14 protein-coding genes and 1 tRNA gene are annotated in these 13506 nt (G+C 68.9%); 8 read left to right on the plus strand and 7 right to left on the minus strand.

The genetic code is table 11. The annotated features are described in order from the left end of the window. Positions 1 to 10 precede the first annotated feature (10 nt). Positions 11 to 607, minus strand: coding sequence for a hypothetical protein (locus CAM01S_RS06730; RefSeq protein WP_066518154.1), 597 nt, complete (start codon positions 605 to 607; stop codon positions 11 to 13). 141 nt (positions 608 to 748) lie between these two features. On the opposite strand from CAM01S_RS06730, the gene CAM01S_RS06735 reads away from it, so the two are divergent. From CAM01S_RS06735 to rlmB, 4 genes are all read left to right on the plus strand, one after another. Beyond that, positions 749 to 1231, plus strand: a complete 483-nt coding sequence (locus CAM01S_RS06735) for a CarD family transcriptional regulator (RefSeq protein ID WP_066518156.1) — start codon at positions 749 to 751, stop codon at positions 1229 to 1231. Between the two features lie 8 nt (positions 1232 to 1239). Continuing rightward, a complete protein-coding gene (locus tag CAM01S_RS06740) occupies positions 1240 to 2454 on the plus strand; it encodes a bifunctional 2-C-methyl-D-erythritol 4-phosphate cytidylyltransferase/2-C-methyl-D-erythritol 2,4-cyclodiphosphate synthase (RefSeq protein ID WP_066518158.1) in 1215 nt (404 codons plus the stop codon). Positions 2455 to 2546: 92 nt separating this feature from the next. After that, positions 2547 to 3956, plus strand: coding sequence for a cysteine--tRNA ligase (gene cysS / locus CAM01S_RS06745; protein ID WP_066518160.1), 1410 nt, complete (start codon positions 2547 to 2549; stop codon positions 3954 to 3956). Then, complete coding sequence (gene rlmB, locus CAM01S_RS06750; protein WP_066518163.1) at positions 3953 to 4960, plus strand: 23S rRNA (guanosine(2251)-2'-O)-methyltransferase RlmB; 1008 nt, start codon at positions 3953 to 3955, stop codon at positions 4958 to 4960. Before cysS ends, rlmB begins: the two co-directional genes overlap by 4 nt. Here rlmB and CAM01S_RS06755 read toward each other — a convergent pair. The 4 genes from CAM01S_RS06755 to CAM01S_RS06770 form a co-directional block, all read right to left on the minus strand. Further along, a complete protein-coding gene (locus CAM01S_RS06755; protein ID WP_066518173.1) occupies positions 4957 to 5751 on the minus strand; it encodes a potassium channel family protein in 795 nt (264 codons plus the stop codon). The genes rlmB and CAM01S_RS06755 overlap by 4 nt on opposite strands. A gap of 16 nt (positions 5752 to 5767) precedes the next feature. After that, positions 5768 to 7069 (minus strand): DUF4032 domain-containing protein, encoded by a 1302-nt coding sequence (locus CAM01S_RS06760; RefSeq protein WP_157071452.1) that lies wholly within the window; start codon positions 7067 to 7069, stop codon positions 5768 to 5770. 91 nt (positions 7070 to 7160) lie between these two features. After that, a complete protein-coding gene (locus tag CAM01S_RS06765) occupies positions 7161 to 8261 on the minus strand; it encodes an ABC transporter ATP-binding protein (protein ID WP_066518186.1) in 1101 nt (366 codons plus the stop codon). A gap of 131 nt (positions 8262 to 8392) precedes the next feature. After that, positions 8393 to 9139, minus strand: coding sequence for an NAD(P)H-hydrate epimerase (locus tag CAM01S_RS06770; RefSeq protein ID WP_245631557.1), 747 nt, complete (start codon positions 9137 to 9139; stop codon positions 8393 to 8395). Positions 9140 to 9173: 34 nt separating this feature from the next. On the opposite strand from CAM01S_RS06770, the gene CAM01S_RS06775 reads away from it, so the two are divergent. Both CAM01S_RS06775 and CAM01S_RS06780 read left to right on the plus strand, forming a co-directional pair. Beyond that, on the plus strand, positions 9174 to 9959 hold the full coding sequence (locus CAM01S_RS06775) for an alpha/beta fold hydrolase (RefSeq protein ID WP_066518196.1): 786 nt from the start codon (positions 9174 to 9176) through the stop codon (positions 9957 to 9959). A gap of 89 nt (positions 9960 to 10048) precedes the next feature. After that, positions 10049 to 11080: an aldo/keto reductase gene (locus CAM01S_RS06780; RefSeq protein WP_066518204.1), complete on the plus strand. Its 1032-nt coding sequence runs from the start codon at positions 10049 to 10051 to the stop codon at positions 11078 to 11080. A 92-nt stretch (positions 11081 to 11172) separates the two neighbouring features. Here CAM01S_RS06780 and CAM01S_RS06785 read toward each other — a convergent pair. Further along, positions 11173 to 11245, minus strand: a tRNA-Thr gene (locus CAM01S_RS06785). Between the two features lie 91 nt (positions 11246 to 11336). After that, complete coding sequence (gene msrB, locus CAM01S_RS06790; protein WP_066518209.1) at positions 11337 to 11747, minus strand: peptide-methionine (R)-S-oxide reductase MsrB; 411 nt, start codon at positions 11745 to 11747, stop codon at positions 11337 to 11339. A 104-nt stretch (positions 11748 to 11851) separates the two neighbouring features. Here msrB and CAM01S_RS06795 point away from each other — a divergent pair, with 104 nt between their 5' ends. After that, positions 11852 to 12397: a GNAT family N-acetyltransferase gene (locus tag CAM01S_RS06795; RefSeq protein WP_217999721.1), complete on the plus strand. Its 546-nt coding sequence runs from the start codon at positions 11852 to 11854 to the stop codon at positions 12395 to 12397. Beyond that, entirely contained in the window at positions 12394 to 13500 is a 1107-nt protein-coding gene (locus tag CAM01S_RS06800) for a DUF2332 family protein (protein ID WP_083527809.1), read from the plus strand. Before CAM01S_RS06795 ends, CAM01S_RS06800 begins: the two co-directional genes overlap by 4 nt. Positions 13501 to 13506 lie beyond the last annotated feature (6 nt).

Here is a 13506-nt window from a genome sequence, read left to right on the forward strand (position 1 = left end):
AGCGGTGCGCTCAGCCGTTCGAGCTTGCGCTCGGTGACGGGCTGGGCTCGATCGGGCTGGCGGTCGTACCCGGAGCGGTTGCCGCGCCACTCGGGTACGGGGTTCCGGTGGTGGGGGTGGTCGGCGACGCAGCGGGAGTCGGGACCAGCGTGGCGTACTCCGCCATGGCACCCGTGAGCACCGGGATGCCCGCGCTCGCCCCGGATGCACCGGGGTACGTGAAGAACACCTTCGTGAGATCGCCGGGCTTCACATCGACCTTGTGGAACACGACCTGGTCCGCCTTCGCAGACTTCGCGAGGTCGACCGTCGCGTTCGCCGGGATGGACACGGTCTGCTGGTCGGCGCTGTTGTCCTTCGCCTGGATCGAGAGCTCCTCGGACTGGTTACTCATGTTCACAACCGTGGCGATGAACCGTGCATTGCTTCCGCTGGGGTTCGAGATGAGCAGCGCGTTACGCACCGAGAGGGATCCGACCTGCAGGTTGATGCCGTCGGTGATCTGTCGGATCTGCTGGGTATCGGGGGTCGTCATGAACTCGCACCCGGACGCCCCGACGACGATTGCTGCTGCCACGGCAACGGATCCGAGAAGGCGAGTGCGCACGAAAATCCTCCGAGTAGTGATGCGGCTGGGCCGACCGGCCGGGCTCCATCCTAGCGACGGCCGCATCGGAGGCCCTGCCAGCGCTCCATTACCCGAAAATGCCTTGTGGTAAACTGGGTGTCTCGGAACGGAGCCTGATACATGCAATTCGAGGTCGGCGAGACCGTCGTCTACCCCCACCACGGGGCAGCAACCATCTCTGAAGTCAAGACACGCGTCATCAAAGGCGAAGAAAAGGTCTACCTGAAATTGCGGGTGACTCAGGGTGATCTGACGATCGAGGTCCCGGCCGACAACGTCGACCTGGTCGGCGTGCGTGACGTCATCGGCAAAGAAGGCCTCGACAAGGTCTTCGAGGTGCTGCGCGCACCCTTCACCGAGGAACCGACGAACTGGTCGCGTCGCTACAAGGCGAACCTCGAGAAGCTCGCCTCCGGCGACGTCATCAAGGTGTCCGAGGTCGTTCGTGACCTGTGGCGTCGCGACCAAGACCGCGGCCTTTCCGCTGGCGAGAAGCGCATGCTCGCGAAGGCTCGCCAGATCCTGATCTCTGAACTCGCCCTCGCCGAAAAGACCGACGAGGACCAGGCGTCGACCGTCCTGGACGAAGTTCTCGCCTCCTGACACCGCCGGTGTCGGAGTCGCTTCGCACGACCGCACCGCTCGCCCATCCGGTGAGCCGTGCGGTCGTTGTCGTTGCCGCGGGGTCCGGGACTCGTCTCGGCATGGGCACGGCAAAAGCGCTTGTGCCAGTCGCCGGCGTGGTGATGCTTGAACGGGCGCTCGAGGCGATCTTCGCGCTGGCTGCGCCGACGTTCGTGGCGGTGGTGGCGCCTCCGGACCGGCTCGCGGAGACGCAGTCGCTCGTGACGCGCGTCGCGGGGCCCGCGGCCCCGTACACGGCGGTCGTCCCGGGAGGCGCGGATCGCCATGCGTCCGTTGAGGCCGGGTTGCGTGCGCTCCCGCAGTCGGTCGCGACGGTCCTCGTGCACGACGCCGCCCGCTGCCTGACGCCGACGGCGCAGTTCGAGACCGTGTTCGCCGCGGTCGAGCGTGATGGGTGCGGGGTCATCCCGGCGCTCCCCGTCACCGACACCGTGAAGCGGATCGCGGATGATCTCGTGCTCGAGACTGTCGACCGGAGCGCGCTCGTTGGCGTGCAGACGCCGCAAGGTTTCCCGGTTGCGGCGCTTCGGCAGGCGTATGCCGTGGCGACGCGATCGGAGACCGACGACGCGGGCGTGTTCCAGGCGGCCGGCGGCGAGGTTCGATTCGTTCCCGGCGATGCCGACGCGCTGAAGATCACGACCGCCTGGGATCTGCGCCGTGCCGAAGCGATTGTGCGCGATCGCGCGGCGGTCGCTGCCGCCGTCGACGATCAGGTTCCGCTGTTCGGGATAGGGATCGACGTCCACGCCTTCGATGCGGCGCAGCCCTGCCGACTCGGACTCCTCGCATTCGACGGCGAGCCCGGTCTTGCGGGGCACAGCGACGGTGACGCCGTCTCCCACGCGATTGTCGACGCCATGCTGTCCGCAGCGGGTCTCGGCGACATCGGCGGCGTGTTCGGCACGGACGATCCGCGGTTCGCGGGCGCATCGGGTGCCGTCTTTCTCGCGGGTGCCGCGGAACGCCTCGCCGAGCATGGCCTCCGCGTTGGCCGTGTCACCGTGCAGATCATCGGAAAGCGGCCGCGTATCGGGGCCCGCCGCCCGGCGATGCAGGACGCGCTCGCTGCTGCGCTCGACTGCCCCGTCGCCGTCAGCGCGACGACCACGGACGGGCTCGGCTTCACGGGCCGCGGGGAAGGGCTCGCGGCGATCGCAACAGCGGTCCTCCGGCGCTGACATCTCCTGCACAGCCCCCGTTACCGAGGCGGCGATCACCAAGCGGCACCTTCGCCCTGATCGACGTTCTGCGCGTCGCCTAGGCTGGAACCGTGACCATCCGCCTCTACGACTCCCGCATCGCCGGGATCGTCGACTTCGTACCGCTCGTGCCCGGACACGTCAGCATGTACGTCTGCGGACCCACCGTGCAGTCGTCACCGCATATCGGTCACCTCCGCTCCGCGCTCGTCTATGACGTGTGGCGCCGATGGCTCGCGCATCGCGGGTTGCACGTGACGCTCGTGCGCAACGTCACCGACATCGACGACAAGGTGCTCGACCTCGCCGGGCAGACCGACGAACCGTGGTGGGCGCGCGCCTACCGGGTGGAGCAGGAGTTCTCGGCCGCGTACCGCGCGCTCGGGATCCTCCCGCCGACCTACGAGCCGCGGGCGACCGGCAGCATCCCTCAGATGCAGGAGCTCATCGCGCGCCTCATCGAGCGCGGGCACGCCTACGCCGCGTCCGACGACTCCGGTGACGTGTACTTCGACACGGCCAGCTGGCCGACCTACGGTGCGTTGACGCGGCAGCGCCGAGACGACATGGTCGACGCCGCCGATGCCGACCCACGCGGCAAGCGCGACCCGCGTGACTTCGCCCTGTGGAAGGGCGCGAAGCCGGACGAACCAGAGACCGCCGCGTGGAACTCGCCATGGGGCCCGGGACGCCCCGGCTGGCACATCGAGTGCTCCGCGATGTCGCGTCGGTACCTGGGGCCGGCGTTCGACATCCACGGCGGCGGGCTCGACCTGCGCTTCCCGCACCACGAGAACGAGCTCGCGCAGTCCGCGGCAGCCGGCGACCCGTTCGCCACGCACTGGCTACACAACGGCCTTGTCACGGTCGATGGCCAGAAGATGTCCAAGTCGCTCGGCAACTCCATCTTCGCGGCCGATGTTCTCGGCCGCACCCGACCGATCGTGGTCCGGTACTTCCTCGTCTCGGCGCACTACCGGTCGACGATCGATCACCACCACGGCTCACTGGCGGAGGCCGAGGCGGCGTTCGATCGGATCGCTGGATTCCTCGATCGCGCGGCCGAGCGGCTCGCTGGCGTGCCGATCGTCGAGGCGCCGGCGGTCCCGGCCGCGTTCGCGGCGGCGATGGACGACGATCTCGGCACACCGCAGGCGCTCGCCGTGCTGCACGACACCGTCCGCGCGGGCAACGCTGCGCTCGATGCCGACGACACGACGACGCTCGGCAGCGCGTACCAGCACGCCACCGCAATGGCCGAGGTGCTCGGGATCGATCCCCGCGCTGAGCACTGGGCGACCGGCGCGGACGACACCGCGTCGGGTCCGCTCGCCCAGCTCGTCGAGCGGCTCCTCGACGAGCGGGCGGCCGCGCGCACCGCTCGCGACTACGCACGTGCCGACCGCGTGCGCGACGACCTCGCGGCAGCGGGGATCGCCATCGAAGACACCGCCACCGGAACCCGTTGGAGCATCGCATGAAAAACGTCTCGGGCAATCGAAAGGGCCGCCCGGGCGCGGTTCGCAGCGGCCGGAAGGGCAACAAACAGGTCGGCTCCGGTGGGCAGGGACGCCAGGCACTGGAAGGCCACGGGCCGACGCCGAAGGCCGAGGACCGCCCGTACCACCCGGCCGGCAAGCGGAAGGCCGCGCAGGAGCGCTACCAGGCGGCGCGGAACCGGCACGGTGCAGCGAGCGGCCCGCAGCAGCGCTCCTCCCGTCCCGCGCAGCGGCGCGGCGATGACTCGGAACTCGTGACCGGCCGCAACTCCGTGCTCGAAGCGCTCCGGACCCGTGTTCCATCGACCGCACTGTACGTCGCGGCACGGATTGAAGTCGACGATCGCGTGAAGGAGATCCTCGCGCTCGCCAACCACCGGGGCGTGCCGATCATGGAGATCATGCGGCCGGAGCTCGACCGGCTGACCGGACCCGATTCGGTGCACCAGGGCGTCGCGCTCAAGGTTCCGCCGTACGAGTACGCGCATCCCGACGACCTGGTCGACCGGGCCGAGCGCGCCGGTGAGGTGCCGCTCATCGTCGCGCTCGACGGCATCACCGATCCGCGGAACCTCGGCGCGATCATCCGCTCGACCGCCGCGTTCGGCGGTCACGGGGTGATCGTCCCGCAGCGCCGGTCCGTCGGCGTCACCTCGGCAGCCTGGAAGACCTCCGCCGGAGCGGCCGCGCGGCTGCCTGTCGCCATGGCACCGAACCTCACGCAGACGCTCACGGCACTGCAGGCTCGAGGCTTGTTCGTCCTCGGACTCGACGGGGGCGGAGATGTGATGCTCGACGATCTGCAACTCGCCGACCGTCCGGTGGTCATCGTCGTCGGAAGCGAGGGCAAGGGCCTCAGCCGACTGGTCACCGACACCTGCGACGCCATCGTGTCGATCCCCATCACCTCAGCGACCGAGTCGCTGAACGCCGGCATCGCCGCGAGCGTCACCCTCTGGGAGATCGCGCGGCGTCGGCGGGGCTAACTGCCAGAGCCGTCGGGCTGCTCGGCCGCAGCGCCGACCCGACCGTCGGTACGACGCAACTCGTCCCGCAAGGACCGTACCTCGGCCGTGAGCTCCTCGATCTCCTTGCGCGTCGCGGCCTGACTACTGGCGTCACGGCGGCCAACCTGCTCGATGATCCAACTCGCGATCGTCGCAGTCACCACGCCGAGCAACGCGATGCCGCCGATCATCACACCTACCGCAATGAACCGCCCTGCGGTCGTCACCGGCGTCATATCGCCGTACCCGACGGTCGTGATCGTCACCACCGCCCACCAGAGGGCGTCGCCGAACGATGTGATCGTCGCATGCGGCGCGTGGCGCTCAACATCGAGCATTGCCAGCGCCGCCACATACACCAGGAGGCCCGTCGTCACCACCACATAGACGGTCACCCGTCCCCGCACGGCGGCCCCGGTCGTGCGCTGAAGAATCCGAAGCAGCTGCACCAGCCGCAGCAGGCGCAACGGTCGGAGCACCGGCAGCGCGATCGCGGCGAGGTCCGGAATGTGCATCATGAACCAGCGACCGCGTCGCCGGGCGGTCGCGAGCTGGACGACGTAATCCACGACGAACATGCCCCAGGTCACGTTGATCGCAATCTCAGCGACGCTGTTGGCCGCGCCACGCAGGTCCGCGAGCACCTCGAGCGAATAGGCCGCCAGGAAAATCGCCGCTGCGGCGGCGAGCGGCCATTGCGTGAGTCGCTGCCAGCGGGCTCGCGTCAGTGGCCTCGATGCATCGTGCTCCTGGGCGCTACCGTCTGTCATGAGGGAACCGTAACGGTCAGACGTTTGCGCGCCAGTCCTCGGCGTCCTCCGGAGAGACCGGCACGCCGTCCGTTTCGATCGGTAACGCGAGACTGCTCGTGGGCGGATTGATGAGCGTGCGCTCGTCACGGCGGTGACGGAGCACGTCATTGATGTACGCCGTCGTGGCTTCCGGCAGTGAAACAGATCGCTGCTCCTGCTGCGACATGAACCATCGATGCTCGAGCAGTTCGTGGAACACCTCCGCCGGCTCCAAGCGCCCCCGGAGGTCGCGTGGAATTGCCCGGACGACGGGTTCGAAGACACGCGAGACCCACTCGTGCGCGACCATCTCCTCGTCGAGTTCATCTCGACCGTTCCGCGCGCGATACGCGTCCAGGTCGTTGAGGAGACGCCGCGCCTGATTCTCGCCCGCATCGATTCCGGTCAGCCGCAGCAGCCGACGCTGATGGTGGCCCGCGTCGACGACCTTCGGCGTGATCCGCACCTGCGTGCCACCCTCCGCGGTCTTGATCGACAGCTCCTCGATGTCGAACCCGAGGTCGTTGAGACGTTCGACGCGGTCGTTGATGCGCCACCGCTCAGCCGCCGCGAACTGCTCGGTTCCCGTCAACTCACCCCAGAGGGTGCGGTATTGCGCGACGATCCCATTCGACACGTCGACGGGGTCGGCGTTCTCGTCAAGGCGACCACCCGCCTCCAGATCGAGCAATTCGCCGGCGATGTTGACCCGAGCGATCTCGAGGTCATTCTCACGCTGACCGTTCGAGAGGCCGCCCGGGTAGAGCTTGCCGGTCTCCGCATCCACCAGATAGGCGGCGAATGCACCCGCGTCGCGGCGGAACAACGTGTTCGACAGCGAGACGTCGCCCCAAAAGAACCCGATGATGTGGAGTCGCACCAGCAGCACCGCAAGCGCATCCACCAGCCGTGTGGCCGTGTCCGGCCGCAGGGTCTGCGAGTACAGCGCGCGATACGGGAGGGAGAAGCGGAGGTGACGGGTGACGAGGACAGGTTGGAGCGCCTCCCCATCGCGGCCGACGCGATTCGTGATCACCGCGAGCGGGTCGACGCACGGCACATCGAGACGCTGCAGCGTCCGGAGCATGTCGTACTCGCTGCGAGCGAGCTCCTCGCTGGTCTCCTTCACGGCGACCACATAGCCGCTGAGATGCACGAAGCGCACAAGGTGCCGCGAGATGCCCTTCGGGAGCGCGGCGATCGTGTCATCGGGCCACTCGTCGAGCGGCAGATCCCAGGGCAGGTCGAGGAGGCCCGGGTCGACGGTCGCAGCCGTGATGGACATGGAGTCAGGCACGACAAGTCCTTTCCAGCGGAGAACGAGGGGAGCCCGCCCCCCGCTCCTGAGGAGACGGAAGGCGGGCTCTCGAAGTGGGTCGAGTCGCCGCTTACGCGCTGACGACCGAGTTGTTCGACAGGCGCTCGCCGGACTCAGTGTCGAACACGTGCACGTGACCGGTCTTCGGGGTCACGTAGACGGTGTCGCCGATCGAGGGGTGGCGGCGGCCGTCGACGCGGGCCACGATGTCGACACGCTGGTTGTCGATGTCCGTGTGGCCGTACAGGTATCCGTCGGCGCCGAGTTCCTCGACGACGTCGACGACGACCTCGAGCCCCTCGCCGGTGGTCGAGACGATCGCGTCCTCGGGACGGAGGCCGACGGTGACCCGGTTCGCGCGAGCATTCGCGATGGTGTCGCGCTCGATCGCGTGGCTCATGTTGCCCAGGCGGATGCCGCCCTCGACGACGTCGGCCGGGAACAGGTTCATGGCCGGCGAACCGATGAAGCCGGCGACGAAGACGTTGTTCGGCTTCTCGTACAGGTCGCGCGGGGTGCCGACCTGCTGGAGGACGCCGTCCTTGAGGACCGCGATGCGGTCGCCCATGGTCAGTGCCTCGGTCTGGTCGTGCGTGACGTAGACGGTGGTGACGCCGAGACGACGCTGCAGCGACGCGATCTGGGTGCGAGTCTGAACGCGAAGCTTCGCGTCGAGGTTCGACAGCGGCTCGTCCATGAGGAACACCTGCGGCTGACGGACGATCGCTCGGCCCATCGCGACACGCTGACGCTGACCACCCGAGAGCGCCTTCGGCTTGCGGCCCAGGTACTCCTCGAGGTCGAGGAGCTTGGCGGCCTCGAGCACGCGCTGCGCGCGCTCTTCCTTGCCGACGCCGGCGATCTTCAGGGCGAAGCCCATGTTCTCCGCGACGGTCATGTGCGGGTAGAGCGCGTAGTTCTGGAACACCATCGCGATGTCGCGGTCCTTCGGCGGGATGTCCGTGACATCGCGGTCGCCGATGAGGATGTTGCCCGTGTTGACCTCTTCGAGGCCGGCGAGCATGCGCAGCGAGGTGGACTTTCCACAACCCGACGGGCCGACGAGCACCAGGAACTCGCCGTCGGCGACCTGGAGGTCGAGTGCGTCGACCGCGGGGCGGGTGCCTCCGGGGTAGAGGCGGGTTGCCTTGTCATAGGTGACGGACGCCATGAGCGTTCATCCTTTCTTCACCGGCAGGTACGTGCCGGACGATCCGTAGTGAAGACGGGCGACCCGATCCCGGGCCCCGTGCGGTCGCCATCGACCGCCAAGGACATGTAACACCCATTCGGGGGAGAAGGCTAGTTGGCCGAGCTCGGCAGATCGGCACCGATGCCGACATCGACGAGCTCGACGTGGCCGGAGAGTGACGCCGCGGGCTCGCGGAGCAGGCCCGCTTTCATGCCGCCGAACGTCACCGTGACATCCGCCTGCAGGACGGAGTCGTCCGCGGCGCCGGTATCGGCGTCGATCCCGCTCGGCACGTCGACCGCGACGACGACCGGCCCTCCTCGACGTCGCTGAGCCGCCGAGAGCCGTCCGGCTTCGTCGCCCCCTCCAGCTTCCCGGTGCCGCTGTGCCTCCCGCACCCCCTCAACCGCGGCGCGAGCGGCACCGCGGAGGGCGGTCGACCCGGTGATGCCGATACCGAGCATGCCGTCGAGCACGAGATCGGCGGAGGCGGCCACGTGCGTGACGGCAGCGCGCACCGCGTCCGGGTCGGCTGCTGTGGCGGACACCGGGTGGAGGCGCGCGCCGGCGGCGAGGGCAGCCTCCAGACCGGCCGTGTGGATGCGGGAGCCGGTGCGGATGATCGTGACGAGCCTCCCGGCGCGGGCCAGGCGTTCACCGGCGTAGAGCGTGTCGCCGCCATTGTTGCCGCTGCCGACGAGCAGAAGGACGCGACCAGGAGGAGGCGCGCCGCCCGCGGCAAGGAGCCGCTCGGCAATGCGGGCGAGACCATCGGCGGCGCGCTGCATCAGCGGCTCGCCCGCGGCGAGGTGCGGCGCCTCGGCGGCACGGATCTGATCGGCCGTGTAACCATCCACGGGGGCCACTCAACCACCGCTACGCTCAGGGGCCATGGCCCTTCTGCCCCTCGCGCCGGCGCCGCGAGTCGTGATGGCGCCCGACGGACTCCGCATTGCCACATACGAGTTCGGTGACCCCGATGCGCCCACGGTGGTGGCCGTGCACGGCTTCGCCTCAGGCGCGCTGCTGAACTGGCATGCCTCCGGCTGGACGCGGGATCTGACGCGAGCGGGATACCGCGTGATCGCGCTCGACCAGCGCGGGCACGGGCACTCCGACAAGCCCTACACGCCCGACGCGTACACGATGGACGCGCTCGTCGCCGATGTCACCGCCGTGATCGACGCGTACCTGCTCGACGATGTCGCGTACCTCGGCTACTCGCTCGGAGCCCGGGTTGGATGGCACACCGCGGAGCGGCTCCCGGACCGGATTACGCGCGCCGTGTTCGGCGGCATCCCCGACGCGGACCCAATGCGGCGCATCCGCGTGGACGAGGCGAAGGCGTACGTCGCCGATGGCACTCCCGTGGAGGACCGCGTCACGAACGGCTACCTCCAGATGGCTGCAGGCGTCGAGGGCAACGATCTGCGCGCCCTCATCACCATGGTCGAGGGGATGCGGAACAGCATCGAGCCCACCCCCGCCAATGCGCCGGCGCAGCCGCTGCTCATGGCTGCCGGAAGTGAGGACGGGATCCTCGCCGCGTCTCAGCGTCTCGCGGCTGCCGCGCCGCATGCGCGTTTCTTCGAGATCCCGGGGCGCAACCACTTCAACGCGCCGACCTCACGGCCGTTCCGGGAGGCGGCGATCGCCTTCTTCGACGCGACCCGCTGAAGCGTTCGGTTGCGTGGGCTCGGGCAGCCCTGCGGGTAATCCGGACGCACCTGCGCCGAGTCCAGCGCAGTCGGTATACCGTCCGACTCATGGAATACAGACTTCTTGGCAATAGCGGCGCCGTCGTCTCTTCGCTGACGCTCGGCACAATGACGTTCGGCAGCGAAGCCGATGAGGCCACGTCGCACGAGATCATCGACGCGTTCCTCGCCGCGGGCGGAACGTTCCTCGACACGGCGGACGTGTACTCGAACGGACAGTCCGAGGTGATCATCGGCAACTGGCTCCGCGATCACCCGACGGAGGCGGAGCAGGTCGTCATCGCGACGAAGGGCCGGTTCCCGCGCGGTGAAGGCCCGAATGATCTGGGCCTGTCGCGCCGACACCTGCGGACTGCCCTTGACGCATCCCTGAAGCGACTCGGCGTCGACTACATCGACCTCTACCAGATGCACGCGTGGGACGCGTTGACTCCGCTCGACGAGACGCTTCGCTTCCTCGACGACGCAGTCAGTGCGGGCAAGATCGGCGCATACGGGTTCTCGAACTATCTCGGCTACCAGATCACGAAGGCCGTGTACGAGGCGCGCGCGAACCACTGGGCGCCCCCGGTCACGTTGCAGCCGCAGTACAACCTGCTCGTTCGTGACATCGAGCACGAGATCGTGCCCGCTTGCCTCGACGCGAACATCGGGCTGCTGCCCTGGTCACCACTCGCGGGCGGCTGGCTGTCCGGCAAGTACCAGCGCGACCAAGCGCCCACGGGCGCGACCCGGCTCGGTGAGAACCCGAAGCGGGGCATGGAAGCGTGGGAGGCTCGGAACTCCGACGAGCGCACCTGGGCCGTTCTCGAAGTGGTCACCGACGTCGCGGAGGCGCATGGCGTCTCCGCCGCGCAGGTCTCCCTTGCGTGGCTGCTCGCCCAGCCCGCGGTGACGAGTGTGATCCTCGGGGCTCGTATGGTCGAGCAGCTGCAGGACAACCTCGGCGCTGCGGACCTGCGGCTCGAGGACAGCGAGCTCAAGCGACTCGGCGAGGCGAGCGCGCCGCGCATCGACGAATACCCGTACGGCACCGCCGGCCGGGCACAGCGGAACCGGTTGATCACGGGCGGCCGCTGAGCGATGCGCTCGGGCGGTTCGTGCTGAGCCGTTGCTGGTGCCGGAAACGCGACGAAGGCCCTGGGACTTCCCAGGGCCTTCGTTCGTGTGCGAGCCGGCGACGGGACTTGAACCCGTAACCGCCCGATTACAAGTCGGGTGCGCTACCAATTGCGCCACGCCGGCACCGTCGTCATCCTACCGGGGCGCCTTGACGGGTCACGCCGGTGCTCAGCCTTTGCTGCGGCAGGGCGCGGGGCCGGCGGCGTCGCCTTGGCTACTCGGCGGATCCCTCGGGCGCGAAGTTCAGCGAGATCGAGTTCATGCAGTAGCGGTCGCCGGTCGGCGTGCCGAATCCGTCCGGGAACACGTGGCCCAGGTGCGAGCCGCAGTTCGCGCAGCGCACCTCGGTGCGAACCATGCCGAGCGAGCGATCCTCGATCAGCTGGACGGCCTCCGGGCGAACCGACTCGTAGAACGAGGGCCATCCGCATCCGGAGTCGAACTTGGTGCCGCTCTTGAAGAGTTCAGCCCCGCAGGCTGCACACGTGTAGATCCCAGCGCGCTCCTCGTCGAGGAGCTCGCCGGTCCACGGACGCTCGGTCGCGGCCTGCCGGAGCACCGCGTACTGCTCGGCACCGAGCTGCTCGCGCCACTCCGCGTCCGACTTCTCCACCTTGTACGCCATGTCATCCTCCTGGTCGACCGTTGGTCCGGCGCGCTGGGTTGCGGCCGGAGCGGGGTTGTTCCCGGGCGCGTGGCCGGGGAGCCCTGACCATTAAACTCACGAAGGTGCCGGACCATTCCACCCAGCGCGCCGACGCGCGTATCCGGTGCGCTCGCTGGGTTGAACTCACGACCGACGAGCTGTACGAGATCGTGCGTCTTCGCAACCGCGTCTTCGCGCTCGAGCAGCGTGTCGAGGCGGAGGACTTCGACGGTCGCGATCGTGCGGACGAGACGGAGCACTGGTGGATGCCCGATGAGGATGGCGGCGTCCGTGCATACCTGCGACTGCTTCGGCCGGCGCCGGACGAAGTGCACCCGCCGGACGCTCTGCCGCCCCGCTGGGTGATCGGCCGAGTCGCGACAGATCCGGCGTTTCGCGGCCGCGGACTTGCACATGGGCTCGTCACCGCGGTGCTCGGTCGGCACGGGAGCGAACCGATGGTGCTGCACGCGCAGGAATACGTCGCCGGACTGTATGCGGCCTCCGGGTTCGTGCCGTTCGGCGAGTCGTACGACGAGGCCGGGATCCGCCATCGCGGCATGTATCGGGCCGGGCAGACCGCTGCGCAGGACCCCCGCTCCAACAAGGTTGAGGAGGGCGCCCGCTGAGCGCCCCGGACAGCCGCCCCCGGCCACGCGAGGACGACACCGGCGATCGGTATCGGACCTACGCCGCGCGGATCGCGGGTGTATCGCCGACCTATGCGGCCTGGGCTGCGCGCGTCGACCCCGAGATCGAGACGGTCCTCGACACCGTGCCGCCGACGAAGCGGCAGCCCGAACTCGCGTTCGCGGTCGCGCGATCGCTCGGGGCGGACCCGTTCGACCCTGATGGATTCCGCAGCCTCGTCGTCGATCACGGTGCCGCCTTCGCGCGTCGGCTTGCAGCGTCGACGATGCAGACGAATGACCCGCGTCGGATGGCACCGATCGTTCCAGTGATCGGTGCCATCGCGGCGCGATCGGCCGCGCCAATCGGCCTCGTCGAGATCGGCGCGAGCGCCGGGCTGACGCTGATCCCCGACCGGGTCGTCCTCGACTTCGTGCCAGAGGGCGACAGTTGCGGTCGTCCGGTACGGATTGCGTCGCCGCTTCCGGCGGACCGAGTCGGAACCCGTGGGCTTACTGAAGCCTGTGGCACCGCCGGCTTTGCGTCCGCCGCGGCGGCGACGCTCCCGCTCACTGCGGTCACGACGGGCGTGACTCCGGAGGCTGTTCCTCCGTTCCGTCTCGTAGCGCGCGTCGGCCTCGACCCGTCTCCGATCGACCTGCGGGACCCCGCTGCGTTCAGCGCGCTGGCATGGAGCGTGCCGCCGGAGGCAGTGGAGCGCGTCGCACTCATGCGGTCAGCCGCGAGCGTGCTCCTTGCAGATCCGCCGACGCTGATCACCGGCACCGTGCAACACGACCTCGATCGCGCGCTCGCGCAGCTGCCCGAGAACTGCACGCCGGTCGTCGTCACCGCGGGAACGCTCGTATACGTGCCGGGACGCGAGAGGCAAGCGTTCGTCGACGCGATCGCAGACCGCGGCGTGCACTGGATCTCGCTGGAGCGCACTGGGGCGCTCGTCGACATCGCGTCCCGGCTGCCGACGAACCACGCGGCAGCCGTGCCTGCAGACCGAGCGTTCGCGACGCTTGCCGTTGATGGGAATCCGATTGGAAGCACGGATCCCTATGGCACTCGCATCCACTGGTTCGCTCAACCGTGAGGCCCA

The organism is Curtobacterium ammoniigenes NBRC 101786 (assembly GCF_001571045.1).
In the GTDB taxonomy this organism is placed as follows: domain Bacteria; phylum Actinomycetota; class Actinomycetes; order Actinomycetales; family Microbacteriaceae; genus Curtobacterium; species Curtobacterium ammoniigenes.